Origin of the sequence: Actinomadura monticuli (assembly GCF_041463655.1) — a bacterium.
In the GTDB taxonomy this organism is placed as follows: domain Bacteria; phylum Actinomycetota; class Actinomycetes; order Streptosporangiales; family Streptosporangiaceae; genus Spirillospora; species Spirillospora monticuli.
Genome location: NZ_JAXCEI010000022.1, coordinates 67,634 through 94,287, shown reverse-complemented (window position 1 = coordinate 94,287; position 26,654 = coordinate 67,634). Strand labels below are relative to the sequence as shown.

Below are 26,654 nucleotides of genomic sequence, written 5' to 3'. Positions count from 1 at the left end.
GCCGCTCTGCCGGGCCGCCTACCGCCAGGGGCCGGTGACGGCGAACGTCGTGCCCGGCGTGTAGACGTTGACGAACATGGTCCGCCCGTCCGGGGAGAACGTGACCCCGGCGAACTCGCCCCACTCCGGCTCGTCCTCGGTACCGATGTTCTGCCTGTTGCGCGCCATCGCGTAGACCGTCCGGCGGCGGGACACGCCGAACACGTACTGCGCGCCGCCACCGTCCTCGCACACCATCAGCCCGCCCTGCGGCGCCAGGCAGATGTTGTCGGGCGACTCGCCCGGTTTCTGGACGTCCGTGCCGGGGCCGAACACGATGACGAGGGTGAGTCGGCGGTTCCGCGGCTCGTACGACCACACCTGCCCGAAGTGGTCGGCGCGCGAACCGTCCGCCGTCTTGGCGAAGCTCGACACGAAGTAGACGCGGTCGCCGCCCCAGTAGCAGCCCTCCAGCTTCTGGGCGTGCGTGACGCCGCCGGGGCCGAAGTCCTGGAACCGGATCGCGGTCTGTTTCGCGAGCGGATCGGGGACCTCCTTCCACTCCACGTCACGGAACACGGTGCCGGGTTCCTGCACGACCGACAGGTCCGGGACGTCCGGGACGTGCAGCGCCTCCAGCCGCCCGCCGGCCCGCAGGCTGCCGAAGCCGCCGCGCGGATTCTTCGGCAGGAAGCGGTAGAACAGCCCGAACGGCTTCTCGAACGCGTCCTCGGTCTCGTAGACGGTGCCGTCGCACGGGTCGACGGCGATCGCCTCGTGCTGGAACCGTCCCATCGCGGTCAGCGGCTCCGGGACGGTCCGGTCCTGCCGGTACGGGTCGACCTCGAAGATGAACCCGTGGTCCTTGGTGTAGTTCCCGGTTCCGGCCTCGTCCTCGGTCTCCTCGCAGGTCAGCCAGGTGTGCCACGGTGTGGGCCCGCCCGCGCAGTTGACGGCCGTCCCGGCGATGGCGACCCGCTCGGTGCGCACGCGCCCGGCGTGGTCGACCTCCAGCGCGGTGCAGCCGCCGAGGCCGGCGGGGTCGTAGGTGACGCCCTCGACCGGCGGTACCCGGTGCTCGGCGTCCGGACGGTTCTCGTGGTTGCGGACGAGCCACGCCCGGCCGCGTCCAGGGAAGGCGGACATGCCGTCGCAGTGGCTCGGCACCGGGCCCTCCCCCGAGCGCAGCGGCTCGCCCTCCCGGGACAGGACGGTGTACCGGAACCCGCGCGGCAGGTCCAGCAGGCCGTCCGGATCGGGCACGAGCGGTCCGTACCCGTCATGGCGGCCGGCCGGCGCGGCGGCGGCGCTCCCGGCGAACAACTGCTCGACGTCACCGGTGACGGCGATTCCCGCCCCCACCGCGGCCGTCCCCGCCAGGAGACGACGGCGCGTGACTGACATGGGTGCACACTCCCTGGTCTGGAACGATCAAAGACCCTCCAGCCCGTTGTAACACGGGTCACACCGGCGGGATACGGCACACCTCCACAGGCGTGTCACGCGGGCGGCGCGGCCATCGCCTCGTCCAGCCGGGCGGCCTGCTCCTCCTGGAAACCGGTGATCCGCCAGACGATGAACATCGCGAACAGCGCCGCGACGGCGCCGACCTCGCAGACGACGGGGAACAGGACGCTCTGGACGCCGCCGTGGTCGTCCAGGCTCATGATCCGGGAGCCGAGCAGGTACACGAGCCAGGCCGCCCACCACACGTTCACCGGCCAGGCGGACCGGCCGTGCGGAGCGCTCGCGTACCAGACGCCGCCGACGATGGCGCGCGGCACGAAGAAGTTCATGATCGGCAGGATCCAGCCGAAGACCACCCAGGGCCGGGCCCAGGAGCCGGGCAGCTCGTTGATCACGTCGGCGTTGGTGCGCGCCCCCCACAGCCACACCATCACGGCGACTCCGGCGACGATCAGCGGTAGGAACCCGAGGAGCGTCGCGAGCGACAGTGCGTCGGCCGACAGGGCGTCGCCGTCGCGGACCAGATTGATCGTCGCCAGCAGGGCGAGGACGTTGAGCACCAGGGCGTTGGCGCCGAGCGCGGTCACCGCGACGACCGCCGCCACGCGCGGCGGCTCGACCAACCCGGCGCCGAACGGAACGTAGGGCGGTGCGTACGAGGGTTCGGCCATCTCTGCTCCAGCGCGGCTCGGGGGACGGGCGCCTGATCATCCCGCCGATGCCGCCGCTCCCGGAAGCGCATGATGATCACAACAGCGTGACGACCCGCCGCCGCGTGATCGGAAATGTCCGCCACCACCGGATCCCGCAGCGGCACTTCGCCGCGCGGCTCTGGTTCGGATGGCGCGGACCGGCCGCGGCGCCGTTCGTCGTCCCGGGCGGGTCCGACCGGTGGACGGCGAGCTCGGCCGAGGCGCTAGTCGGCGCTGGCGACGGTGAGGGAGCGCAGGCGGAAGGTCGCCAGCAGCGTGCCCGCGGCCGTGACCAGGACCAGCAGCGTGATCGCGAGCGGCAGGTCGACGGTCGAGGTGACCGGCGACGCGTCCGTCAGCGCATCCGTGACCGACAGGCACCACTGCTGGACGGACGCCGACTTCGCGCCCGGCGCGAAGCTGCCGAGCAGCGACTCCCAGACCAGCGCGTACAGCAGCCCGATCGTGACGGCGTTGCGGCTCGCGACGGCGAGCGCGACGAACACCGCGCTGTAGGCGACGCCGCCGACCAGCACGCCGATCGCGAACGCGGGCGTCAGCTGCGCCGTCGTCCCGGTGAGGATGAGGCCCGCGAGCAGCGTCGGGACCGTCGCGAACGCCGTCACCAGCACGATCGCCACGGCGAGCTTCGTCAGCACGATCACCTCGCGCCGGATCGGCTTCGTCAGCACGTACATGATCTGGCCGTCGTCGATCTCCGGCCCGATCACCCCGGTGCCGGCGATCAGCGCGAGCAGCGGCAGCAGCGTCGCCAGCCCGAACTGCTGCAGGACGCCCGCGGAGACGTCCAGGTCGTCGTTGCCGGTCGCGCGCAGCACCACCGCCAGCGCCAGCATGATCAGCGGCAGCCCCAGCAGGAGCAGCGCGCGCTTGCGCCCGAGCATCCCGCGGAACGTGATCATCGCGATTGTCGTGTTCACCGTGCCACCAGGTAGGAGAAGACGCTTTCGAGGGACTCGTCCGCCGGGGAGACCTCCCAGAGCCGCACGTCCGCGTCGCGGGCGACCTGCGGGAGCAGCAGGGTGAAGCGCTGGAAGTCCACCGCCTCGATCCGCACCCCCTTGTCGGTGAGCTGGACGCTGCGGGCCGAGCCGTCCGCGATGATCGAGGCGGCGAGCCGCCGGTCGTCGGACGAGCGGACGAGGAAGATGTGCGGCCGGTCGGTCATCAGCCGCCGGATCTTGCGGAAGTCGCCGGACGCGGCGTGCCGGCCCGCGACGATCACCTCGATGTGGCTGGCGAGCCGTTCGACCTCCTCCAGGATGTGCGAGGAGAACAGGATCGTGCGGCCCTCGGCGGCCATCCGGGTGATGAGGTCCATGAGCTGGAGCCGCTGCCGCGGGTCCATGCCGTTGAACGGCTCGTCCAGCAGCAGGACGGGCGGGTCGTGCACCAGCGCGGACGCCATCTTGATGCGCTGCTTCATGCCCTTGGAGTAGTTGCCGATCGGGCGCTGCGCGGCGTAGTCCATCTCCACGAGGCCGATGGCGCGGCGGGCCGCCGCGGACGGGTCGGGCAGCTTGTGCAGCTTCGCCATCGCGACGATGAACTGCTCGCCGGTGAGGTAGTCGTACGCCGTCTCGCGTTCGGGGACGAGCCCGAGGCTGCGGTAGGCGCCCGGATTCCGCCAGATCGGCTCGCCGTTCAGCGTGACGCTGCCGGACGACGGCGCCAGGAACCCGCCCATCATGTGGATGAGCGTCGACTTGCCGGCGCCGTTCGGGCCGAGGAGCCCGGTCACGCCCGGCCCGACCCTCATCGACACGCCGTTCACGGCGACGACGTTCCCGTACCAGCGGGACACGTTCTCCAGGACCAGCTCGCTCGGCTTCCCTGCGGGCGCACGACCCCCCACGCCCTCAGGTTCGCTTCGCTCATGCGCACCACCTGCGGGGGGACGACCCCCCACACCCCCCGGCTCGCTCCGCTCGTACGCACCACCCGTGGGGGGACGACCCCCCACACCCCCCGGCTCGCTTCGCTCGTTCATGAAAGCCCCGCCTTCCGGAACCGGCGGTACAGGACCGCGATCGAGCCGACGACGATGAGGGCGCACAGGGCGAGCGCGACGAGCCCGCCGGTGACGCCGGGCGCGATGCCGGCGGAGGACGACTGCGCGCCGAGCAGGCGGACCTGCACGATGTCCACCAGGTTGAACGGCGTGAACAGCCCCGCCCAGCCCTGGACGGTGAAGTTCGTGTTCGCCTCGGCGATGCCCTGGACCGCGCCGACGACCGCCGCGCTGATCATGTAGACGGCGATGACGGCGGCGACGCCGAAGCCGCGGCGCGGCGTGAACGCCGCGACCACCATCCCGATCGCCGCCAGCACCAGCGCGAACAGCACGCAGCCGACGAGCGCGCCGAGGTACCTCAGCAGCTGCTCGCCCGAGTCGGGCATCTTGGTGATCAGCCCGCCGACGTACAGGACGGTGACGGGCACCGCCATCATCGCCAGCAGCGCGGTCGTCAGCGCGGCGGCCTTGGCGAGCACGAAGTCGAGATGGTCGACCGGGCGGGAGAAGTACAGCGGGATGACGTGGAAGCGGACCTCCCGCGAGGCCAGCACCGGCGCCTGCGTGGCCAGGAAGATCGCCACGATGACCTGCATGATGTTCGCGTAGGACGCGTAGCGGATCAGCGCGTCCGGCTCCTTGCTGAACGCGAACGCCGCGACCGACCCGGCGGCCGGCAGCAGCATGATCGCCGACAGCAGGAACGGCATGACCTTGGCGCGCGCGGGACGTCCGAGCCCGAACGCCGCCCGCAGGTTGTGCACGTACAGGGACCGCAGCACGTACCCGCGGCCGTTCCGGCGCCCCTCGTAGTGGCGGTAGCCGATGTCGTGGATGGTGCTCGTGCTCATCGCGGCGCTCCCTGCTGCACGGTCCCCGGCTGCCCGGTCCCGGGCTGGACGGCCCCGGCGGGGGCGGGCGGCGCGGGCGGCCCGGTCTGGAAGACCTCCTCGATGTGGTGGCGGCGCTGCTCCATCCGGATCAGCCGCAGCCCGAGATCGGCGACACCGTCGCGGATCAGGTCGTAGGTCGTCTCGCCGGCGATGTCGACGATGAGGAACCGGCCCTCCGGGTGGACGGCCACGCCCTGGTCGTAGAGGTGCTGCCCGAGCACGTCCCGTCCCTCGTCGACCTCGACGGTCAGCACGCCGCTCGCGGTCGTGTACGCCGCGACGGCCTGGGACCGCAGCAGCTTCCCGCCGTCGATGATGACGACGTGGTCGCAGACCCGCTCCAGCTCGCCCAGCAGGTGCGAGGTGACGAGGACGCTGATCCCGAACTCGGCGCCGATGCGGCGGATCAGGTCGAGCATCTCGTCGCGCCCGGCCGGATCGAGGCCGTTGGTGGGCTCGTCCAGGAACACGAGCTTCGGGTCGTGGACGAGGGCCTGCGCGAGCTTCACCCGCTGGCGCATCCCGGTGGAGTAGCCGCCGATCGGACGGTAGCGCTCCTCGTACAGGCCGACGTGCCGGAGCGTGTCGGCGGCGCGTTCGCGGGCGGCGGTCGCGGGGAGCCCGGACATCCGGGCCATGTGCACCACGAACTCGGTGGCGGACACGTCCGGCGGCAGGCAGTCGTACTCGGGCATGAACCCGACGCTCTCCCGGATCCGCAGGCCCTCGCGCGCGATGTCGAGCCCCAGCACGGTCGCGGTGCCGGACGTCGGCGGCAGCAGCCCCAGCAGGATCTTGATGAGCGTCGACTTGCCGGCGCCGTTGGCTCCGACCAGCCCGACGACGCCCGGCTCGACGGCCACGGAGAGGTCGTCCAAGGCGGTCACCCGGGGGAACCTCATCGTCAGGCCCTGGGTGGCGATTATCGGCATACGGACGAACCTAGCGGCTGGCCCCGCGCCGCACGTCACCCTAAAGGGCGATGCGGGGGCAGCCTTTCGTCCGATGCCGCATCGACCTAAGTCCGCCGGCCGATGGCCGGACGTCCGCCCCGCCGGAGGACGGCGCTCCACAGCACCTTCTGCACGAGCAGCGTCAGCGTCCCCGCGATGATCATCCCGGCGAAGTTGACGGCGAGCTGGAGCAGCGACCCGGTGATCTCGCTGCCGTGCTTGAGCGCCAGCGCGACCGCGAGGTTCCCGGCGGCGGGCACGGTCGTGACGGAGATGAACACCCCGACCAGCGCGGACGACTTGCCCGCGGTGAGCGACAGCACCCCGGCGCCGCCGGCGAGCAGCGCGACGATGAACGACCAGCGATCCGGGCTGTAGATGAACGCGGTGAGCGGGCGTTCGTCGGGCAGCCGGTCCAGCTCGATCACCCCTGTCCACCGGCTGACCAGCGCGCATGCGTAGGTGAGCACGATGGCGACGGTGAACCCGACGACCAGCGCCCGGACGGCCTGGACGATGTGCGACGGCTGCCACCGGACGAGCCCGTAGCAGATCGCGGCGATCGCGCCGAACTCCGGCCCGAGCACCATCGCGCCGACCACCAGCACCGGCGAGTCGATCAGCGCGGCGATCCCGGCGAGCTGCGTGGCGAGCACGAGGAACGCGACGAACGACCAGGTCAGCGCCGTCCCCTCGCTGACCTGCCGGTCGAGCTCCGCCCAGACGACGGCGTCGTCGCCGTGCCCGGGCGCCCGTTCCTTGGCCTCCTCGGCGGTCTCCGACAGCGTCAGGTCGACCTTGTCGAGCGCGATGGAGCCGTCCCGGTCGACGCCCAGGCCGCGCAGGGCGTCCAGCACCTCGTTGGCGGCCTCGCGCGCGATGTCGCTGGTCACGAGGTCGCCGCGCGGCGACCGGGCGGCGCCCGCGAGCACGACGACGTTGGTCGCGCCCGCGCACTCCGCCAGCGCGGCGCAGACCGCGTCCGTACGGTCCGCCGGGACGATCGCTCTCAGATGCAGCACCGGCCAATCCTGCCTCAAACGGCGGTCCCGTGTGGCCGGGACGGTAGGACATGCGATTTGATCGACTATTTGCGTTCTTTTTGGTGAGAAATAACCACAACGACCTCAGGTGGTGGCGGTATGACGCACAGTGACCGGACTCGTCGGGAACCGGGCCGGAGGCTCCTGGCCGCGGCGGCGCTCGCGCTCGCCGTTCCGCTGGCGGTGTCCGGCTGCGAAGGGGGTCTGAGCGTCGCCGACCCGTCCGGCTCGCCCAGCGGCGCCGCGACCGGCCAGAGCGACGGTGACGCGGCCAGCCCGCTCGACAACGAGGACGGCACCAAGCCGGGCCTGGCCGCCATCACCTCCGGCGGCGACCGGAAGGAGGCGCGCACGCTCATCGCCAAGGTCGCCACCAAGGGGCGCGGCCCGAAGACCGGCTACGAGCGCGACGAGTTCGGCTACGCGTGGATGGACAACGCGCCCGACGTCCCCTTCGCGCGCAACGGCTGCGACACCCGCAACGACCTGCTGAAACGCGACGGCGAGAAGCTCCGCTACCGGTCCGGGTCCGACTGCGTGCTCATCTCCCTCACGCTGCACGACCCGTACTCCGGCAAGACGATCGAGTGGAAGAAGGCGCGCGCGGCCGCCGTCCAGATCGACCACGTGATCCCGCTGTCGTACGGCTGGCAGATGGGCGCGTCGCGCTGGCCGAAGGGCAAGCGCGAGTCCCTCGCCAACGACCCGCTGAACCTCATCCCGGTGGACGGCCCGCTCAACGGGGCCAAGAGCGACTCCGGCCCGGCCTCGTGGCTGCCGCCGAACAAGCGCATCCGCTGCTCTTACGGCGTCCGGTTCGCGCAGGTGGCGCTGAAGTACGATCTGCCGGTCACCGACGCCGACAAGAAGATCATGCTTGACCTGTGCGGCGGCTGACCGCCGCGATCGCGTCCGATGGCGGCGGGGTCGCCGGGGCGCCGAATATGCTCGTCCGATGAGCAACGAACCCGACGACAGGCCGGACGGCGAGAAGGACGCGACGGAGGCGACGCCCCGCGTCCGCACCGAACGCGGAGTCGGCGCGCGGGCGACCGGCGCCGAGGTCACCGGGGCGTCCGCGACGGGCATCACGGTGCGGGCGGGGAACGCGTTCGGCTCCCTCGCGCTGGGGTCGATGGCGCTCGGCGCGCTGGCGATCGGCGCCGTCGCGATCGGCAAGCTCGTCGTCAAGCGCGCCGTCATCGCCCACCTCGAGGCCGGGACCGTCGAGATCAAGCACCTCAAGGTCGGGCGGCTGGAGATCGACGAGCGTTAGCGGAGCGCCGTCCTCACCACGCCCGCGAGGTGCTCGGCGACGGACTGGGCCTGCTCCTGCGACGCCGCCTCGACCATCACGCGGACCATCGGCTCGGTACCGCTCGGACGGATCAGGACCCGGCCGGTCTCGCCGAGCCCGGCCTCCGCCGACGCGACCGCCTCGGCCAGTTCCGGGGACGCCTTCGCGCGGGTCTTGTCGACGTCCTTGACGTTGATGAGCACCTGCGGCAGCCGGGTCATCACCTTGGTCAGCTCGTCCAGCGGGCGGCCGCGGCGGGCCATCGCCGCCAGCAGGTGCAGGCCCGTCAGGACGCCGTCGCCGGTCGTCGCGTGGTCCAGCATGATGACGTGGCCGGACTGCTCGCCGCCGAACCCGAAGCCGCCCTCCTTCATCGCCTCCAGGACGTACCGGTCGCCGACCGCGGTCTCCACCACGGTGATCCCGGCCTCCCGCATGGCCAGCTTGAAGCCGAGGTTCGACATCACGGTCGCGACGACCGTGTCGGACGGCAGCGCGCCCGCCTCGCGCAGGTCGAGGGCGAGGATCGCCATGATCTGGTCGCCGTCCACGACCTCGCCGGCCGCGGTCACGGCCAGGCAGCGGTCGGCGTCGCCGTCGTTCGCGATGCCCACGTCCGCGCCGTGCTCGCGGACCGCCTTCTGCAGCGCCTCCAGGTGCGTGGAGCCGCAACCCGAGTTGATGTTCAGGCCGTCGGGCGCCGTCCCGATCGTGAAGACCTCGGCGCCCGCGCGGCGCATCGTCTCCGGAGCGACGTCGCAGGACGCGCCGTTCGCGCAGTCGACCACGACGCGCAGGCCGTCCAGCGACACCGTGACCGTCGACACCAGGTGCGCGACGTACTGCTCGACGGCGCCGTGCGCCTCGCGGACGCGGCCGACGCCGGCGCCGGTCGGCGGGTCCCACGGCTCGCCGAGCCGCGCCTCGATCCGGTCCTCCAGCTCGTCCGGCAGCTTGTAGCCGCTGCGGTCGAAGAACTTGATGCCGTTGTCGGGGGCCGGGTTGTGCGACGCCGACAGCATCACCCCGAGGTCGGCGTCGAGCGTGTGCGTCAGGTACGCGACCGCGGGGGTCGGCAGGACGCCGAGGCGCAGCACGTCCACCCCGGAACTGGCGAGGCCCGCCACGACGGCCGCCTCCAGGAACTCACCGGAGGCGCGCGGGTCGCGCCCGACCACGGCGAGCGGACGGTGGCCCTTGAACGCGCCCTGCTCGCCCAGCACGCGGGCGGCCGCGACGGACAGGTCCATGACGAGGGGGGCGGTCAGGTCGCGGTTGGCGAGCCCGCGCACACCGTCGGTCCCGAACAGACGAGCCACAGTTCAACTCCCGATGAGACAGGATGACCCCGGAAAAGCGGACGAGCCGCCGCACGCGCCGTGCCGTCCACGCGGAGGTGCCGCGTGGAGCCACGGGGTGCGACGGCTCGTACCGTCGATCAACGCTTGCTGTACTGCGGAGCCTTACGGGCCTTCTTGAGACCGGCCTTCTTGCGCTCCGGAACCCGCGCGTCGCGGGTCAGGAAGCCGGCCTTCTTCAGCGCCGGGCGGTGCTCGATGTTGGCGAACTGCAGCGCGCGGGAGATGCCGAGGCGCAGCGCGCCGGCCTGGCCGGTGGTACCGCCGCCGCCCACGCGCGCGAGCACGTCGAACTGGCCCTCCAGGCCCAGCAGCACGAACGGCTCGTTCACGATCTGCTGGTGCACCTTGTTCGGGAAGTACTGGTCCAGGGTGCGGCCGTTGATCTTCCACTGGCCGCTGCCGGGGACGATGCGGACCCGCGCGATGGCCTGCTTGCGGCGGCCGGTGCCGGCGGCCGGGCCGGTCGCGACCGGCTGGCCGAGGTAGCTCTCGCCGGCGGCCTCGGGGGTCTCGGTGCTGTACTCGGACGGGGCGTCCTCGTACGAGTCGGTCTCGGCGGCCTGCTCGGCGCCGGTGGTGTCGTCCACGGTTCTCCTAGTGGTGTTCTAGCCAGGGCGGCTGGCCCGTCCAACGGGTGCCCCGGCGGCCTCGTGTCTCTTCCCGCGCCCGGAGGGCGCGGACGTCACTTCGCGGTCTGGCTGATCTGGGTGATCTCGAACGGGACCGGCTTCTGCGCCTGGTGCGGGTGGTCCGGCCCGGCGTAGACCTTCACCTTGCCGAACATCTTCCGGCCGAGGGAGGTCTTGGGCAGCATGCCCTTGATCGCCTTCTCGACCGCCCGCTCGGGGTTCTTCGCCAGCAGCTCGGTGTAGGTCACCGAGCGGAGCCCGCCCGGGTACCCCGAGTGCCGGTACGCCTTCTTGCGCTCCGCCTTGTTGCCCGACAGCGACACCTTGTCGGCGTTCACGATGACGACGAAGTCACCGGTGTCGATGTGCGGCGCGTAGATCGGCTTGTGCTTGCCCCGAAGCAGCTGCGCGACCTGACTGGCGAGACGGCCCAGCACGACATCGGTCGCGTCGATGACGTACCACTGACGCTGGACGTCAGCGGGCTTAGGGGTGTACGTGCGCACGGTCGTCAGCCTTCGTTTCTCGTCGACTTCAGCGGTTTCGATCCTCCGCTCCCCCTCGCGGGCGAGCGCCACGTGTCAGCGGAAATCCTGCTCGCGCCGATCAGAGGATCATCCGACCCGGCGCTCCGGGAGGCCGGGGCCCGCATCCGCGGCTAGGACGCGAACGATCTGGGACGCACCGGCTCGCTGCGGCGTCGCCCCCGCCCACGGGCAGGCGTCACGCACACAACAAACACGCAGAATACTCGGGCCCTTGGCCGGGGGTCAAAACGAACCGCCCCGGCCGTCCGCCGACCACCGAAAAGGGGGACGGACGGCACTGCATTCAACACTAAGCGTAGTGATTTCGATCTTTCTTGAGAGATCTTCGTAACTCGGGGTGCATATGGGGATAAGGTGCCGGGCGACCGAGTCCACGCCGGCTCGCGCCGGCCCGTACCCGGGAGCCCCCGCTGTCCACTCCCCGCAGACCCGGCGGTCCCGCCGGAGGCCACCAGCCCTGGAACGACGGGCGGGACGGCCGCATGCCGCGCGCCAACGTCACTCCTCCCCGCGACGAGCTCGTCGCCGGCGGTCGGCGGCGCGAGGCGTCCCCCGCCGGCCCGCCGCCCGGTGGACGCCGGCCTGACGGCGACTTCTGGGGCGGACGCCCCGGCGGCAGGGGACGCAAGCGCTCCCCGGGGAAGAGCGCGACCAGGGTGCTGGCGGTCGTCGCCGCGTCCGGACTCGCCATCGGCATCGGCGTCGCGATCGACCAGCTCGTCCTGCCCGGACGGTCGGAGAAGACCTCCGCGTCCGGCCCCGGGTCGGACCCGTCCACGCTGGACCTGCCGGGGCCGCAGAGCGACACACCGACCACCGCCGGCCCGGGGTCCGGAACCCCGACGAGCGGCGCGCCGGGCGCGCCCGGCGGTTCGCCCACGCCCACGGCGGCGGAGCAGACGCCGCCGCTGAAGCCGATCCACCCGCGCAAGACGGCGTCGGCCGAGCCGTCGAAGTCCAGGAAGGCGTCCGAGCCGGCCGCGCCGCCGTCGACCGGCGGAGGCGGCACCCCGGGCGGTTCCGGCGGATCGTCCAGCTCCGAGGCCGCCGTCGTGTCGCTCACGAACACCGAGCGCGTCAAGGCGGGCTGCCAGCCGCTGCGCACCGACCAGCGGCTCGTCGTCGCGGCGCGCAAGCACTCCGCCGACATGGCGGCCAACAACTACTTCGACCACACGTCCCGCAACGGCGACAGCCCGTGGAAGCGGATGGAGGACGCCGGCTACACGAGCCCTGGCGCGGAGAACATCGCCAAGGGCTACCCCACGGCCGCCGCCGTCGTGAAAGGCTGGATGAACAGCCCCGGCCACCGGGCCAACATCCTCAACTGCGGACTGCGCGCCATCGGCGTCGGGCGGGCCTCCGGGTCCGGCGGCCCGCTGTGGACGCAGGACTTCGGCTGGAAGTGACCCGCCCCCGCTCCCGAACGAGGGACGGTAAGGTCCAACCCATGCATTATCCGGGCGATCAAGGCAAACCCGGCGACTGGCCCCCTCGGCCGTCGCCGCAGGCGCCGTACGGCCCCGGAGCCGAAGCGCCACCGTACGGCCACGACAAGGACGAGGCCCCCTTCGCGCCACGCGACCGGGGCGACGACGGCCCCTCCCCCTGGAGCGACCAGCCGGGCGGATGGGACGACCGGCCCACCGCGGCCTGGGACGACGAGCCCGTCGCGGGCGACGCGTTCGGCGCCGACCCCTACGGCTCCCCGGAGGGCGTGCCCCCGGGGCCGCCGGGCGGTCCGTCCGGCGGGCCGCGCCCGCCCGAGCGGCGCCGCAACCTGCCGCTGATCATCGGCGGCTCGGCGGTCGCCGGGATCCTGCTCATCGGCGGCGGCGTCGGGCTGTCGTCGATGCTGGAGGACGACCCCGCGCCGAAGGCGCCGCCGACGCAGGCCGCCTCCCAGCAGGCCCAGCCGACGCCGAGCCCCACGAAACCCGTCCTCACGCCGGTGAAGCTGCAGAGCCGCGGCACCGACCCCAAGCCGCTGACCCTCAAGGAGGTCTTCGGCAAGGCGAAGTTCACCGCGGGCGGCTACAAGTACGTGCGGACGGCCGCGAGCTACAACAAGAGCTGCACCGGCGTCGTCGGCGGCGCGACGTTGGAGAAGGCCCTCAAGAAGGGCGGCTGCACGCAGGCGCTGCGCGCCACGTACGCGCTCTCGACGGGCTCGCTCATCGGCACCGTCGGCGTGTTCAACCTCGAGAACGAGGCCGCCGCGAAGACGGCCGTGAAGGCCGCCGCCGCCAAGGACGCGTTCCTGCAGGCACTGCCCGGCAAGGGCGTGTCCAAGACCAACGGCAAGGGCGAGGCGTTCGGCACCTCGCAGGCACGCGGCCACTACGTCATCATGACGTGGGTGCAGCGTCCGGACGGTAAGAAGGTCGCGAGCAAGTACCATGCGGCCGTCCGGGTCTTCGGTACGCAGATGGTCAAGGGCAGCAACCTCGCCCTGGCCCTGCACTACAGGGAGACCGAAGGCAAGCCCCTCCAGAAGTGACCCCTCCGAATCCCCCCTCGCTCATGTCTGGCACCGCTTATGTCTGGACCTAGAGATACCCGGGAGACCGCCGAGCCGGCGGGGACGTCCGCCGTCCCCGCGGACTCCGCGCCCCCCAGCTTCGGCGACGCGGCTCCCCCGGCCGCCGCGCCGGACGCCGCCGCGGGCCCGGCCCCCGGCGCGACGCCCACCGCGGCCGAGCCCGGAGGCGAGCCCGCCGCCGAGGCGCGGTCCGCCGCCGAGGCCGCGTCCTTCCGGCTTCCCACGTTCGGCCTGGAGGCTCCCTGGTGGGCCGCCGAGTCCCCGAACACGGGCCCGCCGCCCGCCTCAGGGCCCGCCTCAGGGCCCGCCTCAGGGCCCGCCTCAGGGCCCGCCTCCGGGCCCGCCTCCGGGGCGACGACCGCCACAGCGGACGCTCCGGCCGCGGTACCCGAACCGCCGGGACCCCAGGCCGCCGAACCCGAACCCGCCGACGGCGTCGACGCCGAGAAGCCCCCGGCCGTCCGGCCGCCCGGGACGCTCGTCGCCGGCGCGGGCGTCCCGTCCGTCGACTCCCGCCGGGCCGTTCCGGCCGAGCCGATCGTCAAGCCCCAGATCTCGGACGCCGACACCGACCCCGAGGGCTTCCAGGCCATCGGCGCGGAGGACGGCGCCCCCGGAGAAGAGACCCCAGAGGACGACACCACCGTGGAGAACTCCGTCGCCAACGAGACCGCGGAGGGCCGTCCCGCGCCGAGCTCCGCCTTCCAGAAGGCGAAGGAGGCGGAGAACGCGGCAGGGCAGACAGCCGTGCTGGTACCCGACGCGATCCTGCCGCCCGGTGTGGTGCCGCCCACCGGCAGCGGACCGTTCCCGACCTCTGAGACGCCCGACGGCGCCCCCGCCGCCGCCGGGGCGCAGGCCCCCGTGATCGCGCCGGTCTACCACGCCGAGGGCGGCGTCCCGCTGGACACCCCGCCACCGCCCGGACAGCAGCCCCCGAAGGCCCCGTCCGGCGGACGGGGCGGCGGGAACAGGCGCCGGACGGTGCTGATCGGCGGCGGCGCGGCCGTCGTCCTCGCGGCGGCCATCGCCCTGTTCGCCGTCGGCGGGACCGGGTCGAGCGCCGAGGACGGGAACAAGGCGGCGGCCGAGCCGTCGACCGCGCCCACACCGCCCACACCGTCCGCCGCGTCCACCCCGTCCGCCCCGGCGACGCGGGCGCCCGCCCCCGCGCGCGTGAACATCGCCAACGAGAAGACCGACACGAAGGACCTCACGTTCCGCGACGTGTTCCCCGACGGGACGCTCAAGCTCGGCGGCCGGACCTACACCCGCGACCGCTGGTCGCTCAACCGCGACGTCAAGTACGCGGCCCGCGGCTCGATGCTGCGCACCCTGGTGCGGGAGCGGTGCCGCAAGATCATCCGCGCCACGTACATCGACCCGAAGAGCGGCCTCGCCGTCACCTCCGGGATCGCCGTGATGCCGACCAAGGCCGCCGCGATCACGGTGAGCAAGGCCGGCGACCCCGCCAAGTACGAGTGGTTCCGCGGCATGGCGGGCAAGCGCGCCCCCGACCTCGACCGCGCCGGCGGCTACGCCGCGGCGACCGTCCGCGGCCGGTACGTGGCCTACGCCTACGTCCAGTGGGCGAACGGCAAGCAGGCCAAGCCCGGCGACCCGCTGATCAAGCAGGCCGCCCAGCAGTTCATCGACTACGACCTCCGCCCGATCCTGGCCCGGGCCCGCGGCTGAGCCGAGCGCGAGGCGCCGTCCGGAGACGAACACGGCCGCGGGACCCGCCGGGCCCCGCGGCCGCGTCGCGCCTAGGCGCTGCCCTGGTGGGACGGGGCGGCCTGCTGCTCGACGCCCGCGGTGGCGTTCAGCGTCCGGACGCGGCGGGTTTCCTGCGCGCGCCTGGCCAGGCTGTCGTCGTCGGGGTAGCGGATCTCCTCAAGCGACAGCCCGTGCGCCGGCGCCACGTTCACGCCCGAGTCGCGGACGCGGGCGGCGAGCACCTCCGCCGGCCACTCCACCTCGCGCCGGCCGTCCCCCACCATGAGCAGCGCACCGACCAGCGCGCGGACCATCGAATGGCAGAACGCGTCGGCCTCCACGGTCGCGAGCACCAGATGCGGGTCGCGGTCGTCGCGGGCCCACTCGTAGCGCAGCAGTTCCCGGATCGTCGTCGCGCCCTCCCGCCTCCGGCAGTACGCGGCGAAGTCGGCCTCGCCCACCAGCCGCCGCGCGGCGTCGTTCATCCTGGCCAGGTTCAGCGGGCGCGGATGCCACAGCACGTCGTGGCGGCGCAGCGGCTCCACCCCGAAGGAGTTGTCGCACACCCGGTACACGTAGCGGCGCGACAGCGCGGAGAACCGCGCGTCGAACCCCTCGGGCGCGATCGACACGCGCCACACCCGGACGTCGGGCGGCAGCAGCCCGGCGAGGCGGCGCGGCATCGTCCCGTTGATCGCCGAGTACGCGGCGACCGGCACCACCAGGTGCGCGACCTGCCCGCGCGCGTGCACGCCCGCGTCCGTGCGGCCCGCGACGGTGAGCATGGGCGGGGGGTCGAGGCGCAGCATCCGCGCCAGCGCGTCCTCGATGACGCCCTGCACGGTCCGCTGGTTCGGCTGTCTCGCCCAGCCCGCGAAGTCCGACCCGTCGTAGCCGATGTCGAGCCGGAGTCGTACCAGAGCGGTCATGTCAGCCGATTGATCCTTCTGCAACGTTCGCCGTCCGTTCCGCCCGATGATCCGCGTTCATCGGGCACTCCCCTGACACGCTCCCCGGTGAATCGTCGCCCCCCTGACCTGGCCATGTGATCCAGTCTGGCAAAGATCAGGGCCCACCGCCCGTTACGGACGGTGGGCCCTGACGAATGTCGAGCAAACGCTCGGCCAGATCGCGCGGCGATCTACTCCTTGGCGTCGTCCTTGGCGCCGTCCTTGGCGTCGGCCGCCTCGTCCGCCGGAGCGTCGTCGGCCGGGGCGTCGTCGGCCTTGCTGAGGGTGACCTCACCCTCGGCGGGCAGCTCCTCCTCGGCGACCTTCGGCGCGGCCTTGCCGGTCGCGGCCGGCATCGGCTCCGTCACCAGCTCGATGACCGCCATCGGGGCGTTGTCGCCCTTGCGAGGGCCGATCTTGGTGATGCGGGTGTAGCCGCCGGGACGGGTCTCGAAGCTCGGCGCGATCTCGGTGAAGAGCGCGTGGACGACGCTCTTGTCGCGGATCGTCTTGGCCACCAGGCGGCGGTTGTGCAGGTCGCCCTTCTTGGCCTTGGTGATCAGCTTCTCCGCCAGCGGACGCACCCGCCGGGCCTTGGCCTCGGTGGTGGTGATGCGGCCGTGCTCGAACAGCGCGGTGGCCAGGTTCGCCAGGATCAGCTTCTGGTGCGCCGCGGAGCCGCCCAGGCGGGCGCCCTTGGTGGGCTGGGGCATGACGTCGTCCTTCCTGCACCGGCCGTGTCAGGTACCGGTGTCAGCTGGTTCCGGCACGGCCGGGGAACGCGCCCCGGCCGTCCGGCATCGGTTTCTAGTACTGCTCGGTCTCGGCGTAGCTCTGGTCGTCGTCGCCGTAGGCGTCCGCCGCCGCGCTCGGGTCGAACCCGGGCGGGGAGTCCTTCAGCGAGAGTCCCATGTCGTTGAGCTTCTGCTTGACCTCTTCGATCGACTTGGCGCCGAAGTTGCGGATGTCGAGCAGGTCCTGCTCGGAGCGGGCGACGAGCTCGCCCACCGAGTGGATGCCCTCGCGCTTCAGGCAGTTGTAGGAGCGGACCGTGAGGTTCAGCTCCTCGATCGGCAGGGCCAGGTCCGCGGCGAGTGCGGCGTCCGTCGGGGACGGGCCCATGTCGATGCCCTCGGCCTCGACGTTGAGCTCCCGGGCCAGGCCGAACAGCTCGACGAGGGTCTTGCCGGCGGACGCGACCGCGTCGCGCGGCAGCATCGCCTGCTTGGTCTCCACGTCCAGGATGAGGCGGTCGAAGTCGGTGCGCTGCTCGACTCGGGTCGCCTCGACCTTGTAGGTGACCTTCAGCACGGGCGAGTAGATGGAGTCGATCGGGATCCGGCCGATCTCCTGGCCCGGCTGCTTGTTCTGCGCGGCGGAGACGTAGCCGCGGCCGCGCTCGACCGTCAGCTCCATCTCCAGCTTGGCCTTGTTGTTCAGCGTGGCGATGTGCAGGTCCGGGTTGTGGACCTCGACGCCCGCCGGCGGCGCGATGTCGGCCGCGGTCACCTCGCCCGGGCCCTGCTTGCGCAGGTACATGACCACGGGCTCGTCGTGCTCGGACGAGACGACGAGCTCCTTGAGGTTCAGGATGACGTCGGTGACATCCTCCTTGACCCCGGGCACGGTGGAGAACTCGTGCAGGACGCCCTCGATGCGGATGCTGGTGACGGCCGCACCGGGGATCGAGGAGAGCAGCGTGCGACGCAGCGAGTTGCCGATCGTGTAGCCGAAGCCCGGCTCCAGCGGCTCGATGGTGAACCGCGACCGGTACTCGTCGACCTGCTCTTCGGTGAGAGTGGGACGCTGAGCGATGAGCATGGTGATGCCTTCTTTCCGCGGTGCCCGCTATTTGACGACCGCGTTCTGGAGTGTTCCCCGTCCTGCCGGGATCCCACGTCGAGACCCCGGCGGGACGGCGTGAGCCCTACTTGGAGTAGAGCTCGACGATCAGCTGCTCCTGGACGGGAGCTTCGATCTGCTGCCGGACGGGCAGCGAGTGCACGAGGATCCGCATCTTCTCGCCGTCGACCCCGAGCCACGCCGGGACGGGACGCTCGCCGATCTCGGCCTTGGCGACCTGGAACGGCGTCGACTCCAGCGACTTGGGCTTGACGTCGATGATGTCGGCCTCGCCGACCAGCGCCGACGGGATGTTGACCTTCTTCCCGTTGACGCGGATGTGGCCGTGCCGGATGAGCTGGCGGGCCATGTCGCGGGACTTGGCGAAGCCGCCGCGGTAGACCACGTTGTCGAGCCGGCGCTCCAGGAGGGCGAGCAGGTTGTCACCCGTCTTGCCCTGCTGGCGGTTCGCCTCGACGTAGTAGTTGTGGAACTGGCGCTCCAGCACGCCGTAGATGCGCCGCGCCTTCTGCTTCTCGCGAAGCTGCAGCAGGTACTCGGTCTCCTTGGGCCGACCGCGGCCGTGCTCACCCGGCGGGTAAGGACGGATCTCGATCGGGCACTTGGGGCCCATGCACTTGCTGCCCTTGAGGAACAGCTTCATCTTCTCGCGGCGGCAGAGCTTGCAGTCCGCACCGGTGTAACGAGCCATTGTTCTAGATCTCCCCTGCCTCAGACCCGGCTGGCCAGCGCAGTGGCGGGCGGTGCCGCCAGCGCAAATTCCAGATTGCTCTTCACGGGTCAGACCCTCCGACGCTTGGGCGGGCGGCAGCCGTTGTGCGGAACGGGCGTGACGTCCTGGATCGAGCCCACCTCCAGGCCGGTCGCCTGCAGCGACCGGATGGCGGTCTCGCGGCCCGAGCCCGGGCCCTTCACGAAGACGTCGACCTTGCGCATGCCGTGCTCCATCGCGCGCCGGGCGGCGGCCTCGGCGGCCTGCTGCGCGGCGAACGGGGTGGACTTGCGCGAGCCCTTGAATCCGACGTGGCCCGAGGAGGCCCACGAGATCACGTTGCCGTTGGGGTCGGTGATCGAGACGATCGTGTTGTTGAACGTGCTCTTGATGTGGGCGTGCCCGTGAGCGACGTTCTTCTTTTCCTTGCGGCGCACCTTCTTGGCGCCGACACGGCTCTTAGGAGGCATGTGCTCTCTCTACTCTTGAGGTCATCGATCCGGAGGACCGACTCCGGACTACTTCTTGCCGGCCTTCTTCTTGCCGGCCACGGTCTTCTTCTTGCCCTTGCGGGTGCGCGCGTTGGTCTGCGTGCGCTGACCGTGCACCGGAAGCCCGCGGCGGTGCCGGATGCCCTGGTAGCACCCGATCTCGATCTTGCGGCGGATGTCCGCCTGGACCTCGCGGCGAAGATCACCCTCGATCTTGTAGTTCGCCTCGATCCAGTCGCGGAGCTTGACCAGCTCGTCGTCGCCGAGCTGGTGCACCCGCATGTCGCCGCTGACGCCGGTACCCGCCAGGGTCTCCAGCGCCCGCGTCCGGCCGATGCCGAAGATGTAGGTGAGAGCGACCTCCAGGCGCTTTTCGCGCGGGAGGTCGACGCCGAGGAGGCGTGCCATCGTGGGCAGTTCCCTTCATTGTGCGGAGGTATGGACGCACCGCGTCCGCACACACCCTGCCCGGGTGGCGGCCCCGGCCTCCGACGGTCCGAGGGTGGTCCTCCACGCGACGCTGCCGTACGGCCCCGGAGGGCGCGTACGGCCACGTTGTGCGAAGGCTGCGATGCGCTTGCCTTGGTTGTGGAGCGTCAGCCCTGACGCTGCTTGTGGCGCGGGTCGGAGCAGATGACCATGACCCGGCCGTGCCGACGGATGACGCGGCACTTGTTGCAGATCTTCTTGACGCTCGGCTTGACCTTCACTGGGTCTCCTTGGGATCAGGGTCACCCCCGCGCCGCCACGCACGGGGAAGGCAACCCCAGTGGGATTACTTGTAGCGGTAGACGATCCGACCGCGCGTGAGGTCGTAGGGGCTCAGCTCCACAACGACGCGGTCGTCCGGCAGGATCCGGATGTAGTGCATCCGCATCTTGCCGCTGATGTGGGCGAGCACCTTGTGCCCGTTCTCGAGCTCCACCCGGAACATGGCGTTCGGGAGGGACTCGATGACGGTGCCCTCGATCTCGATGGCCCCTTCTTTCTTGGCCATGTCCTCCGCGCTTCACTGTCGGCTCATTGGACGCGGCCCGGCTCTCCGTGGAGAATCGACCGCAACCCACCACGACGCGAGAGCGTCGGAAACGGGGAATCAGGCGGTCGGCGACGGACCGACAAAGGAGTCTACGTCAACCGGACGCGCATTGCGAAATCGACGCACGCCACGGGCCCGGAGACTGCTCCCGAGTCAAGCATACATCGCGTGCGCGTTGTACCTTTCCAGGAGAGAGACGTTCGAGGAGGATCAGCATGCCGAGCTATGACTTCGCGCTGATCCTCAGCCGTCCCCTCTACGAGGACGAACTGGATCCGCTGTTCGACCGCACGCACGGCGCGGTCACGGTGTCCATCGTCAGCGAGCCGGAGCACGCCCAGCGGCCCGGCAACGCGTCCTGCTCCTGGCCGGGCGCCACCCTCGCCGCGGCGATCATGGAAGTGGTCGAGCACGTCGAGGAGAGCGCCCCCGGCCTGCACGTCCTGCGGGTGGAGGCCGACCCCCTGCTGACGATCCGCGACATCGCCGAACGCGTCGGCCGGTCGCTCGACTCCGTCCGGCACGCGATCACCGGCGCCCGCGGCGCCACCGGCTTCCCCTCGTCGGAGATGTCCACCGCCGGTCACCGGCTGTGGCGCTGGTCGAAGGTGGCCGCCTGGTACGGCCTGGACGACCCGCAGCTCATCGAGGCCAAGCCGACCGTCCAGGCGATCAACGGCTGGCTCGCCCTCCGCGACGTGGTCCCGGACGTGGCCCCGCCCGCCGAAGAGGTCACCACGGCCCTCTCCCTGGTCATCTCCCGCGTCGCCTGAGGCGCGCCCTCAGCGGCCGGACGGGCACCGGGCCGGGTTCGGCTCCACGCCGGCGAACCAGGAGGGCCGGATGACGCGGCCGTCCGCGAGGCGGTAGGTGTCCGGGCCGGCGGCCGGGTCGAGGCCGGCCCGCCACAGGGAGCGGACGCTCGCGGCGTTCTCGGGCTCGGCGCCCGCCCGGACCTCGGCGAAGCCCAGGTGCCGGTGCGCGAGCGCCAGGCCGGCGGTGAACAGCTCGGCGCCCAGCCCGCGGCCACGGTAGGCGGGGGCCAGGTGGCCGCCCAGCTCGCACGCTTTCTCCGACCGCGGGGTCAGGGTGACCATTCCGGCGGCCAGGCCCCGCTCCGGGTCGATCGCGAGCATCGAGGTCCAGACGCGCCGGCCCGGCAGGCCGAAACGCGCGCCGCCGCGACCGGGCGGCGCCGCCAGCAGGCGGTCGCGCTCGTCCTCGGGGACCAGGTCCGCGGGATGCCAGCCGAGCCACCGCTGGGCCGCCGGGTCGCTGCCGGCCGCGGCGGCGACCCGCACGTCCGCGACGGTCAGCGAGCGGAAGTGCAGGCTGGGGGTCAGGACCACGTGCCGGCCCCGCGCGCATCCGCGGAGGGCCTCCCTGGCCCACTGGCGCGTCGGCATGTTCGATCCTCCCGGTCCCCGCGCCGCACGATAGCGGGCCGGCGGCGGGACGGGTAAGCATCCGTAACGTCGTCTTCATCCGCGCCGAGTCGACAGTCCGGGCCGGTGAGCGCGAAGATCGTCACCGGGGCGGCCGGGTGGTGCCCGGCACGGGGGTCCGTGATGTGCTTGGGGCAAGGGGAGGATCCATGGCGATCATCGCGCAGCTGAGCGACATCCATCTGGCGGCGGGGCGCGACGGCGAGGTGGACGACGGCTCCGGGCCGGTGCGCGCACTGCGCGCCGCCGTGTCGAGCCTGCTGTCGCTGCCCGCGCGCCCGGACGCCGTCGTCCTCACCGGCGACCTCGCCGACGCCGGCCGGCCCGCCGAGTACGCGCGGCTGCACGCGCTGCTGTCGCCGCTGCCGATGGCCGTCTTCCCCATGTGCGGCAACCACGACGACCGCGACGAGATGCGCAGGGTGTTCAAGGACCACCAGGCCGTCGCCGCGACCGCCACCTTCCCGCAGGCCCCCGTGCAGTACGCCGTCGACGTCGCGGGCGTGCGGCTCGTCTGCTGCGACACCACCGTGGACGGCCACCCGCACGGGCACATGAGCGAGGAGCGGCTCGGCTGGCTGGACGAGGTGCTCGGCGCCGCACCCGGCACGCCGACGGTCGTCGCCACCCACCATCCGCCGTACCCCATCGGCATGCGGTTCATCGACGACCTGCGGTTCGTCGACCCGGCCGGGTTCGCGGCGGTGATCTCCCGGCACCCGCAGGTCGTCCGGATCATCTCCGGGCACGTCCACCGGGCCTCGGTCGGATCGCTCGCCGGGACGGTCAGCACCACCTGCCCCAGCACCTACCGGCAGCTGTTCCTCGACCTCACCAAGCAGGGGCGCGCCGCCGTCACCGGGGAGCCCGCCGGGTTCGCGCTGCACCTCATCGGCGAGGACGGCACCGCCACCACGCACTTCGCCCCGACCGGCAACTACCGGCCGCTCATGGACGTCGAGTAGGACCGGCCGGCGGTCAGGAGCCGCCGTGCCGGTCGCCGAAGATCGTGCGCATCAGCAGGATCGCGCCCCACGGCCCCGCCACCCAGATCCACCACGGGTACACCGCGCCGGACGTCACCAGGATGATCAGCCAGACGGTGAAGTTGATCGCGCTGACCGTCGCCCACGCGCCCCACATCGCCCGGACGCGCTGCGATTCGAGGCCCTTGGGCGCGGGCACCGCCGGGGACGCGGTGCCCTTCGGCTGCGTCGCCGGGACGGGCAGCTGGTACAGATCCTCCTCGGGCAGGTCGGAGGTGACCTCCTGGAGCTGCCCGAGCGTCTTGGAGTCGTACACCGACTCCAGCCGCTCCTGCAGCTCGTCCATCGTGATCCGGCCCAGGGCACAGTGCTCGCGCAGGCTCGCGGCCACCCGGTCGCGGTCGGCGTCCGAGGCCCGGATCTCAGGGTTCGGCGCCATCGTTCCTCCGAATCTCAGGACGAGCTGTCATTCCCATTCTGCGTGGCCGGAGCCAGCTTCTGGAACCATTCGCGGCCCTCGTCCAGGGCGGTCAGGACGCGCGGGCCGTCCGGGGTGACCGCGAACGTGTGCTCGAAGTGCGCCGAGGACAGCCCGTCGGTGGTCACGACCGTCCAGCCGTCGTCGAGCTCGCGGGTCTCCTTGGTGCCGAGGTTGACCATCGGCTCGACCGCGAAGCACATCCCCGGCTCCAGGACGGGCCCGTGCCCGGCCTCGCCGTGGTTGGGGATCAGCGGGTCCATGTGCATCTCGGTCCCGATGCCGTGCCCGCCGTAGCCCTCGACGATGCCGTAGCGGCCCTGAGAGCGAATGTGAGCCTCGATCGCGTGCGACATGTCCGTGAGGCGGGCCCCGGCCGTTCCAGCCGCGAGACCGTGCCACAGGGACGTCTCGGTGACGTCCAGGAGCGTCCGCAGCTCGTCGGTGATCTCCCCGACCGGGACGGTGATCGCGGCGTCGCCGTGCCAGCCCTCCACGATCGCTCCGCAGTCGATGGAGATGACGTCGCCGTCCCGCAGCACCTTCCCGGCGCGCGGGATGCCGTGCACGATCTCCTCGTTGATCGACGCGCAGATCGTCCCGGTGAAGCCGTGGTAGCCCTTGAAGGAGGGGATGCCGCCGTTGTCGCGGATGTGCCGCTCGGCGAGCGCGTCGAGGTCGAGGGTGGTGATCCCCGGCTTGACGGCGTCGCGCAGCAGCTCCAGCGTCCGGCCGACGAGCAGGCCCGCCGCCCGCATCAGCTCGATCTGCTCCGCGGTCTTCATCTGGATCACGGGCCTGCGCCGTTTGAACATCATTCCCCCTGCACCGGATTCGCCGCCGCCGAGCCGGGTGCGGGGCCGCGGCCCCGCACCCGTGCCCTCACTTCTCCAGCGGGCGGAGCGCGGCCAGAGCGCGCTTGGTGACCTCTTCGACCGGACCGGTCGCGTCGATGCCGACCAGGATGTTCTCGTCGGCGTAGAACTGCACCAGCGGGGACGTGTCGTGCCGGTACACCTCCAGGCGGTGCATGACGACCTCTTCCTTGTCGTCGTCGCGCTGGAACAGGTGACCGCCGCAGTCGTCGCAGATGTCGTCCTGCTTGTCGTCGAAGTCGACGTGCCAGATCCGGCCGCACTTGTCGCACGTGCGCCGGCCGGACAGCCGCCGGACGACCTCGTCCTCGTCGACGACGAGCTCCAGGACCATGTCGAGGCGCGCGTCCCACTCGGCGAGGATCTTCTTCAGGGTCTCCGCCTGCGGGACGTTGCGCGGGAACCCGTCCAGCAGGAACCCGTCCCGAGCGTCGTCCTCGCCCAGCCGGTCGCGGACCATGGCGATCGTGACCTCGTCGGGGACGAGGTCGCCGCGGTCCATGTACTGCTTCGCCTGCAGGCCGAGTTCGGTCCCGCCGCTGACGTTGGCGCGGAAGATGTCACCTGTCGAGATCTTCGGGACCGACAGATGAGATGCGATGAACTGGGCCTGCGTCCCCTTGCCCGCTCCCGGGGGGCCCACCAGCACGATGCGCACTACCGGAGGAAACCCTCGTAGTTGCGCTGCTGCAGCTGACTCTCGATCTGCTTCACGGTATCCAGTCCGACGCCGACGACGATGAGGATGCTCGCGCCACCGAAGGGGAAGTCCTGGGTCGCGTTCAGGAGTGCGAACGCCACCATCGGGATCAGGGACACGAGCCCCAGGTACAGCGCACCGGGTGTGGTGATCCGGGTCAGCACGAAGTCGAGGTATTCGGCGGTGGGCCGACCAGGACGGATACCTGGGATGAATCCACCATACTTCTTCATGTTGTCGGCGACTTCAGTGGGGTTGAAGGTGATCGCCACGTAGAAGTAAGTGAAGAAGATGATGAAGACGAAGAAGATCCCCATGTGCCAAGCGTTGTCCTGCTGCAGGTAAGGCTGGACCTTCTGCAGCCACTTGGTGTTGGGCCACAGCTGCGTCGCCAGGATCGGCAGGTAGAGCAGCGAGGACGCGAAGATGATCGGGATGATGCCGGCCTGGTTCACCTTCAGCGGGATGTACGTCGACGTCCCGCCGTACATGCGCCGGCCCACCATCCGCTTGGCGTACTGGACGGGAATGCGCCGCTGCGCCTGCTCGACGAACACGACGCCCGCCATGATGGCCAGGCCGACGAGGATCACGATCGCGAAGACGAAGCCGTTCTTGGCCTTGTAGATGCCCCAGAACTGGGCCGGGAAGACCGCGACCACCTGGGTGAAGATCAGGATGGACATGCCGTTGCCGACGCCGCGGTCGGTGACCAGCTCGCCCAGCCACATGATGACGGTCGTGCCCGCCACCATGCAGATCACCATCGTGATGATCGGGAAGAGGGCGGTGTCGTAGAGGATGTCGCCGCTGCCGGACACGCCCTGGAACAGCTGCCCGGTGCTCGCCATCGCCACGATGCCGGTGGCCTGCAGGATCGCCAGCCCCACCGTCAGGTAGCGGGTGTATTGTGTGATCTTGGTTGTACCGGCCTGCCCCTCCTTCTTCAGGGCCTCCAGCCGGGGGATCACCACCGTCAGCAGCTGCAGGATGATGCTCGCCGTGATGTACGGCATGATGCCCAGCGCGAAGATCGACAGCTTGAGCAGCGCGCCACCGCTGAACAGGTCGACGAGGCCGTAGAGCTGGTTGCTCTCCTTGGCCGCGTCCGCGGTGTCCTTCAGCACCTTCACGTTCACGTTCGGTGTCGGCACGATCGACCCGAGCCGGAACACCAAGATCATGAACAACGTGAAAAAGAGCTTTTTACGCAGGTCAGGCGTACGGAAAGCCCGAGCGAACGCGGTCAGCACCATTCCTCCTGCGTTACTGGCGGGTTCATCATGGCCACCGAGGGGCCGGTTACAGGTCCATGAGGTCGGGCGGAGGATACCCGAGGAGACGCGCACGTGCGCAATCTCACGCGAGTCGCCTTCGCCCGTGTGACTCTAACAGCAGATGGCACCGGGGCCGCCCCGCCTTTCCCGGCGACCTCACGGCCCCGGGAGTCTGGCGAGCACGGCCCCGGCATCGAAGTGTGCTTTCTTACAGCTCGTCGGTGGTGCCGCCGGCGGCGGCGATCTTCTCCTTGGCGGCGCCGGAGAAGGCGTGCGCCTTCACCTGGACCGCCACGGAGATGTCGCCGGTGCCGAGGACCTTGACCGGACGGCCGCGGCGCACCGCGCCCTTCGCCGCCAGGTCCTCCGCCGTGACCTCGCCGCCCTCGGGGTAGAGCGCGGCGAGCTTGTCCAGGTTCACGACCTGGAACTCGACCCGGTTCGGGTTCTTGAAGCCCTTCAGCTTCGGCACCCGGCGGATCAGCGGCATCTGGCCGCCCTCGAAACCGACGGGGACGGTGCTGCGGGCCTTGGTGCCCTTGGTGCCGCGGCCCGCGGTCTTGCCCTTGGACGCCTCGCCGCGGCCCTTGCGGACCTTGGCCTTGTTGGCGCCGGGGGCCGGACGCAGGTCGTGGACCTTGAGCGGGGTGCCCTCGGTGTCCTTACCGAGATCAGCCGCCATG

The 26,654-nt window shown here is 71.3% G+C and carries 31 protein-coding genes; 7 read left to right on the top strand and 24 right to left on the bottom strand.

Annotation, left to right across the window (positions count from 1 at the left end):
• Window positions 1-18 precede the first annotated feature (18 nt).
• The 7 genes from SM611_RS33750 to SM611_RS33720 all read right to left on the bottom strand — a co-directional run bounded on the left by SM611_RS33750 (window position 19) and on the right by SM611_RS33720 (window position 7,041).
• Complete coding sequence (locus SM611_RS33750; RefSeq protein WP_371954386.1) at window positions 19-1,383, bottom strand: alkaline phosphatase PhoX; 1,365 nt, start codon at window positions 1,381-1,383, stop codon at window positions 19-21.
• 95 nt (window positions 1,384-1,478) lie between these two features.
• Window positions 1,479-2,117, bottom strand: a complete 639-nt coding sequence (locus SM611_RS33745) for a DUF4328 domain-containing protein (RefSeq protein WP_371954385.1) — start codon at window positions 2,115-2,117, stop codon at window positions 1,479-1,481.
• Between the two features lie 245 nt (window positions 2,118-2,362).
• The gene (locus SM611_RS33740) at window positions 2,363-3,079 is read right to left on the bottom strand and encodes an ABC transporter permease (RefSeq protein WP_371954384.1); all 717 of its coding nucleotides are present in this window, start codon (window positions 3,077-3,079) and stop codon (window positions 2,363-2,365) included.
• Entirely contained in the window at window positions 3,076-4,014 is a 939-nt protein-coding gene (locus SM611_RS33735) for an ABC transporter ATP-binding protein (RefSeq protein WP_371954383.1), read from the bottom strand. Before SM611_RS33735 ends, SM611_RS33740 begins: the two co-directional genes overlap by 4 nt.
• 131 nt (window positions 4,015-4,145) lie before the next feature.
• Window positions 4,146-5,024, bottom strand: a complete 879-nt coding sequence (locus SM611_RS33730; RefSeq protein ID WP_371954382.1) for an ABC transporter permease subunit — start codon at window positions 5,022-5,024, stop codon at window positions 4,146-4,148.
• Complete coding sequence (locus SM611_RS33725) at window positions 5,021-5,998, bottom strand: ABC transporter ATP-binding protein (protein WP_371954381.1); 978 nt, start codon at window positions 5,996-5,998, stop codon at window positions 5,021-5,023. Before SM611_RS33725 ends, SM611_RS33730 begins: the two co-directional genes overlap by 4 nt.
• 86 nt (window positions 5,999-6,084) lie before the next feature.
• Window positions 6,085-7,041, bottom strand: a complete 957-nt coding sequence (locus SM611_RS33720; RefSeq protein ID WP_371954380.1) for a DUF389 domain-containing protein — start codon at window positions 7,039-7,041, stop codon at window positions 6,085-6,087.
• Window positions 7,042-7,161: 120 nt separating this feature from the next.
• Here SM611_RS33720 and SM611_RS33715 point away from each other — a divergent pair, with 120 nt between their 5' ends.
• Both SM611_RS33715 and SM611_RS33710 read left to right on the top strand, forming a co-directional pair.
• Window positions 7,162-7,959, top strand: coding sequence for an HNH endonuclease family protein (locus SM611_RS33715; protein WP_371954379.1), 798 nt, complete (start codon window positions 7,162-7,164; stop codon window positions 7,957-7,959).
• A 58-nt stretch (window positions 7,960-8,017) separates the two neighbouring features.
• Window positions 8,018-8,338, top strand: a complete 321-nt coding sequence (locus SM611_RS33710; RefSeq protein WP_371954378.1) for a hypothetical protein — start codon at window positions 8,018-8,020, stop codon at window positions 8,336-8,338.
• Here the strand turns inward: SM611_RS33710 and glmM are convergent.
• From glmM to rplM, 3 genes are all read right to left on the bottom strand, one after another.
• Window positions 8,335-9,678 (bottom strand): phosphoglucosamine mutase, encoded by a 1,344-nt coding sequence (gene glmM, locus SM611_RS33705; RefSeq protein ID WP_371954377.1) that lies wholly within the window; start codon window positions 9,676-9,678, stop codon window positions 8,335-8,337. The two genes, SM611_RS33710 and glmM, sit on opposite strands and share 4 nt — an antisense overlap.
• A gap of 119 nt (window positions 9,679-9,797) precedes the next feature.
• Complete coding sequence (rpsI, locus tag SM611_RS33700) at window positions 9,798-10,307, bottom strand: 30S ribosomal protein S9 (protein ID WP_371954376.1); 510 nt, start codon at window positions 10,305-10,307, stop codon at window positions 9,798-9,800.
• Window positions 10,308-10,402: 95 nt separating this feature from the next.
• A complete protein-coding gene (rplM, locus tag SM611_RS33695) occupies window positions 10,403-10,855 on the bottom strand; it encodes a 50S ribosomal protein L13 (protein WP_371954375.1) in 453 nt (150 codons plus the stop codon).
• A 524-nt stretch (window positions 10,856-11,379) separates the two neighbouring features.
• Here rplM and SM611_RS33690 point away from each other — a divergent pair.
• Genes SM611_RS33690 through SM611_RS33680 form a run of 3 tightly spaced genes read left to right on the top strand, consistent with a single transcriptional unit; the run spans window position 11,380 to window position 15,134 of the window.
• On the top strand, window positions 11,380-12,306 hold the full coding sequence (locus SM611_RS33690; protein ID WP_371954374.1) for a CAP domain-containing protein: 927 nt from the start codon (window positions 11,380-11,382) through the stop codon (window positions 12,304-12,306).
• Window positions 12,307-12,347: 41 nt separating this feature from the next.
• Complete coding sequence (locus SM611_RS33685; RefSeq protein WP_371954373.1) at window positions 12,348-13,397, top strand: hypothetical protein; 1,050 nt, start codon at window positions 12,348-12,350, stop codon at window positions 13,395-13,397.
• A gap of 39 nt (window positions 13,398-13,436) precedes the next feature.
• Window positions 13,437-15,134: a hypothetical protein gene (locus tag SM611_RS33680; RefSeq protein WP_371954372.1), complete on the top strand. Its 1,698-nt coding sequence runs from the start codon at window positions 13,437-13,439 to the stop codon at window positions 15,132-15,134.
• A 71-nt stretch (window positions 15,135-15,205) separates the two neighbouring features.
• Here SM611_RS33680 and truA read toward each other — a convergent pair whose 3' ends face one another.
• The 8 genes from truA to infA all read right to left on the bottom strand — a co-directional run bounded on the left by truA (window position 15,206) and on the right by infA (window position 20,168).
• A complete protein-coding gene (gene truA / locus SM611_RS33675; RefSeq protein ID WP_371954371.1) occupies window positions 15,206-16,084 on the bottom strand; it encodes a tRNA pseudouridine(38-40) synthase TruA in 879 nt (292 codons plus the stop codon).
• A gap of 212 nt (window positions 16,085-16,296) precedes the next feature.
• Window positions 16,297-16,818 (bottom strand): 50S ribosomal protein L17, encoded by a 522-nt coding sequence (gene rplQ / locus SM611_RS33670; RefSeq protein ID WP_371954370.1) that lies wholly within the window; start codon window positions 16,816-16,818, stop codon window positions 16,297-16,299.
• Between the two features lie 94 nt (window positions 16,819-16,912).
• Window positions 16,913-17,926 (bottom strand): DNA-directed RNA polymerase subunit alpha, encoded by a 1,014-nt coding sequence (locus SM611_RS33665; protein WP_371954369.1) that lies wholly within the window; start codon window positions 17,924-17,926, stop codon window positions 16,913-16,915.
• Window positions 17,927-18,032: 106 nt separating this feature from the next.
• Window positions 18,033-18,659: a 30S ribosomal protein S4 gene (gene rpsD, locus SM611_RS33660; protein ID WP_371954368.1), complete on the bottom strand. Its 627-nt coding sequence runs from the start codon at window positions 18,657-18,659 to the stop codon at window positions 18,033-18,035.
• 89 nt (window positions 18,660-18,748) lie between these two features.
• Window positions 18,749-19,150 (bottom strand): 30S ribosomal protein S11, encoded by a 402-nt coding sequence (gene rpsK / locus SM611_RS33655; RefSeq protein ID WP_021596710.1) that lies wholly within the window; start codon window positions 19,148-19,150, stop codon window positions 18,749-18,751.
• 48 nt (window positions 19,151-19,198) lie between these two features.
• Window positions 19,199-19,579 carry a 30S ribosomal protein S13 gene (rpsM, locus tag SM611_RS33650; protein ID WP_371954367.1) on the bottom strand — a complete coding sequence of 127 codons (381 nt, stop codon included), beginning with the start codon at window positions 19,577-19,579 and terminating at the stop codon, window positions 19,199-19,201.
• Between the two features lie 188 nt (window positions 19,580-19,767).
• Window positions 19,768-19,881, bottom strand: a complete 114-nt coding sequence (gene rpmJ, locus SM611_RS33645) for a 50S ribosomal protein L36 (protein WP_021596712.1) — start codon at window positions 19,879-19,881, stop codon at window positions 19,768-19,770.
• Window positions 19,882-19,946: 65 nt separating this feature from the next.
• Window positions 19,947-20,168, bottom strand: coding sequence for a translation initiation factor IF-1 (gene infA, locus SM611_RS33640; protein ID WP_371954366.1), 222 nt, complete (start codon window positions 20,166-20,168; stop codon window positions 19,947-19,949).
• A gap of 257 nt (window positions 20,169-20,425) precedes the next feature.
• Between infA and SM611_RS33635 the strand changes: the two genes are divergently transcribed.
• Window positions 20,426-20,983, top strand: a complete 558-nt coding sequence (locus SM611_RS33635) for a hypothetical protein (protein ID WP_371954365.1) — start codon at window positions 20,426-20,428, stop codon at window positions 20,981-20,983.
• Window positions 20,984-20,992: 9 nt separating this feature from the next.
• Here the strand turns inward: SM611_RS33635 and SM611_RS33630 are convergent, their stop codons facing one another.
• Entirely contained in the window at window positions 20,993-21,616 is a 624-nt protein-coding gene (locus SM611_RS33630; RefSeq protein ID WP_371954364.1) for a GNAT family N-acetyltransferase, read from the bottom strand.
• A 188-nt stretch (window positions 21,617-21,804) separates the two neighbouring features.
• On the opposite strand from SM611_RS33630, the gene SM611_RS33625 reads away from it, so the two are divergent.
• Window positions 21,805-22,620: a phosphodiesterase gene (locus SM611_RS33625; protein ID WP_371954363.1), complete on the top strand. Its 816-nt coding sequence runs from the start codon at window positions 21,805-21,807 to the stop codon at window positions 22,618-22,620.
• A 13-nt stretch (window positions 22,621-22,633) separates the two neighbouring features.
• Here the strand turns inward: SM611_RS33625 and SM611_RS33620 are convergent, their stop codons facing one another.
• From SM611_RS33620 to rplO, 5 genes are all read right to left on the bottom strand, one after another.
• Window positions 22,634-23,080 carry a DUF1707 SHOCT-like domain-containing protein gene (locus tag SM611_RS33620; RefSeq protein WP_371954362.1) on the bottom strand — a complete coding sequence of 149 codons (447 nt, stop codon included), beginning with the start codon at window positions 23,078-23,080 and terminating at the stop codon, window positions 22,634-22,636.
• Window positions 23,081-23,094: 14 nt separating this feature from the next.
• Window positions 23,095-23,934: a type I methionyl aminopeptidase gene (gene map, locus SM611_RS33615; RefSeq protein ID WP_371954404.1), complete on the bottom strand. Its 840-nt coding sequence runs from the start codon at window positions 23,932-23,934 to the stop codon at window positions 23,095-23,097.
• 67 nt (window positions 23,935-24,001) lie between these two features.
• Entirely contained in the window at window positions 24,002-24,652 is a 651-nt protein-coding gene (locus SM611_RS33610) for an adenylate kinase (protein WP_371954361.1), read from the bottom strand.
• Window positions 24,652-25,878 (bottom strand): preprotein translocase subunit SecY, encoded by a 1,227-nt coding sequence (secY, locus tag SM611_RS33605; protein WP_371954403.1) that lies wholly within the window; start codon window positions 25,876-25,878, stop codon window positions 24,652-24,654. Before secY ends, SM611_RS33610 begins: the two co-directional genes overlap by 1 nt.
• A 301-nt stretch (window positions 25,879-26,179) precedes the next feature.
• Window positions 26,180-26,653, bottom strand: a complete 474-nt coding sequence (gene rplO, locus SM611_RS33600; protein ID WP_371954360.1) for a 50S ribosomal protein L15 — start codon at window positions 26,651-26,653, stop codon at window positions 26,180-26,182.
• Between the last annotated feature and the right edge of the window lies 1 nt (window position 26,654).

Coding starts and splice junctions, on each gene's coding strand:
- SM611_RS33750 (WP_371954386.1), bottom strand. CDS start 1,383: ATGTCAGTCACGCGCCGTCGTCTCCTGGCGGGGACGGCCGCGGTGGGG.
- SM611_RS33745 (WP_371954385.1), bottom strand. CDS start 2,117: ATGGCCGAACCCTCGTACGCACCGCCCTACGTTCCGTTCGGCGCCGGG.
- SM611_RS33730 (WP_371954382.1), bottom strand. CDS start 5,024: ATGAGCACGAGCACCATCCACGACATCGGCTACCGCCACTACGAGGGG.
- SM611_RS33725 (WP_371954381.1), bottom strand. CDS start 5,998: ATGCCGATAATCGCCACCCAGGGCCTGACGATGAGGTTCCCCCGGGTG.
- SM611_RS33715 (WP_371954379.1), top strand. CDS start 7,162: ATGACGCACAGTGACCGGACTCGTCGGGAACCGGGCCGGAGGCTCCTG.
- SM611_RS33710 (WP_371954378.1), top strand. CDS start 8,018: ATGAGCAACGAACCCGACGACAGGCCGGACGGCGAGAAGGACGCGACG.
- SM611_RS33690 (WP_371954374.1), top strand. CDS start 11,380: ATGCCGCGCGCCAACGTCACTCCTCCCCGCGACGAGCTCGTCGCCGGC.
- SM611_RS33685 (WP_371954373.1), top strand. CDS start 12,348: ATGCATTATCCGGGCGATCAAGGCAAACCCGGCGACTGGCCCCCTCGG.
- SM611_RS33680 (WP_371954372.1), top strand. CDS start 13,437: ATGTCTGGACCTAGAGATACCCGGGAGACCGCCGAGCCGGCGGGGACG.
- truA (WP_371954371.1), bottom strand. CDS start 16,084: ATGACCGCTCTGGTACGACTCCGGCTCGACATCGGCTACGACGGGTCG.
- rplQ (WP_371954370.1), bottom strand. CDS start 16,818: ATGCCCCAGCCCACCAAGGGCGCCCGCCTGGGCGGCTCCGCGGCGCAC.
- SM611_RS33665 (WP_371954369.1), bottom strand. CDS start 17,926: ATGCTCATCGCTCAGCGTCCCACTCTCACCGAAGAGCAGGTCGACGAG.
- rpsD (WP_371954368.1), bottom strand. CDS start 18,659: ATGGCTCGTTACACCGGTGCGGACTGCAAGCTCTGCCGCCGCGAGAAG.
- rpsK (WP_021596710.1), bottom strand. CDS start 19,150: ATGCCTCCTAAGAGCCGTGTCGGCGCCAAGAAGGTGCGCCGCAAGGAA.
- rpsM (WP_371954367.1), bottom strand. CDS start 19,579: ATGGCACGCCTCCTCGGCGTCGACCTCCCGCGCGAAAAGCGCCTGGAG.
- infA (WP_371954366.1), bottom strand. CDS start 20,168: ATGGCCAAGAAAGAAGGGGCCATCGAGATCGAGGGCACCGTCATCGAG.
- SM611_RS33635 (WP_371954365.1), top strand. CDS start 20,426: ATGCCGAGCTATGACTTCGCGCTGATCCTCAGCCGTCCCCTCTACGAG.
- SM611_RS33630 (WP_371954364.1), bottom strand. CDS start 21,616: ATGCCGACGCGCCAGTGGGCCAGGGAGGCCCTCCGCGGATGCGCGCGG.
- SM611_RS33625 (WP_371954363.1), top strand. CDS start 21,805: ATGGCGATCATCGCGCAGCTGAGCGACATCCATCTGGCGGCGGGGCGC.
- SM611_RS33620 (WP_371954362.1), bottom strand. CDS start 23,080: ATGGCGCCGAACCCTGAGATCCGGGCCTCGGACGCCGACCGCGACCGG.
- map (WP_371954404.1), bottom strand. CDS start 23,934: ATGTTCAAACGGCGCAGGCCCGTGATCCAGATGAAGACCGCGGAGCAG.
- secY (WP_371954403.1), bottom strand. CDS start 25,878: ATGATCTTGGTGTTCCGGCTCGGGTCGATCGTGCCGACACCGAACGTG.
- rplO (WP_371954360.1), bottom strand. CDS start 26,653: ATGGCGGCTGATCTCGGTAAGGACACCGAGGGCACCCCGCTCAAGGTC.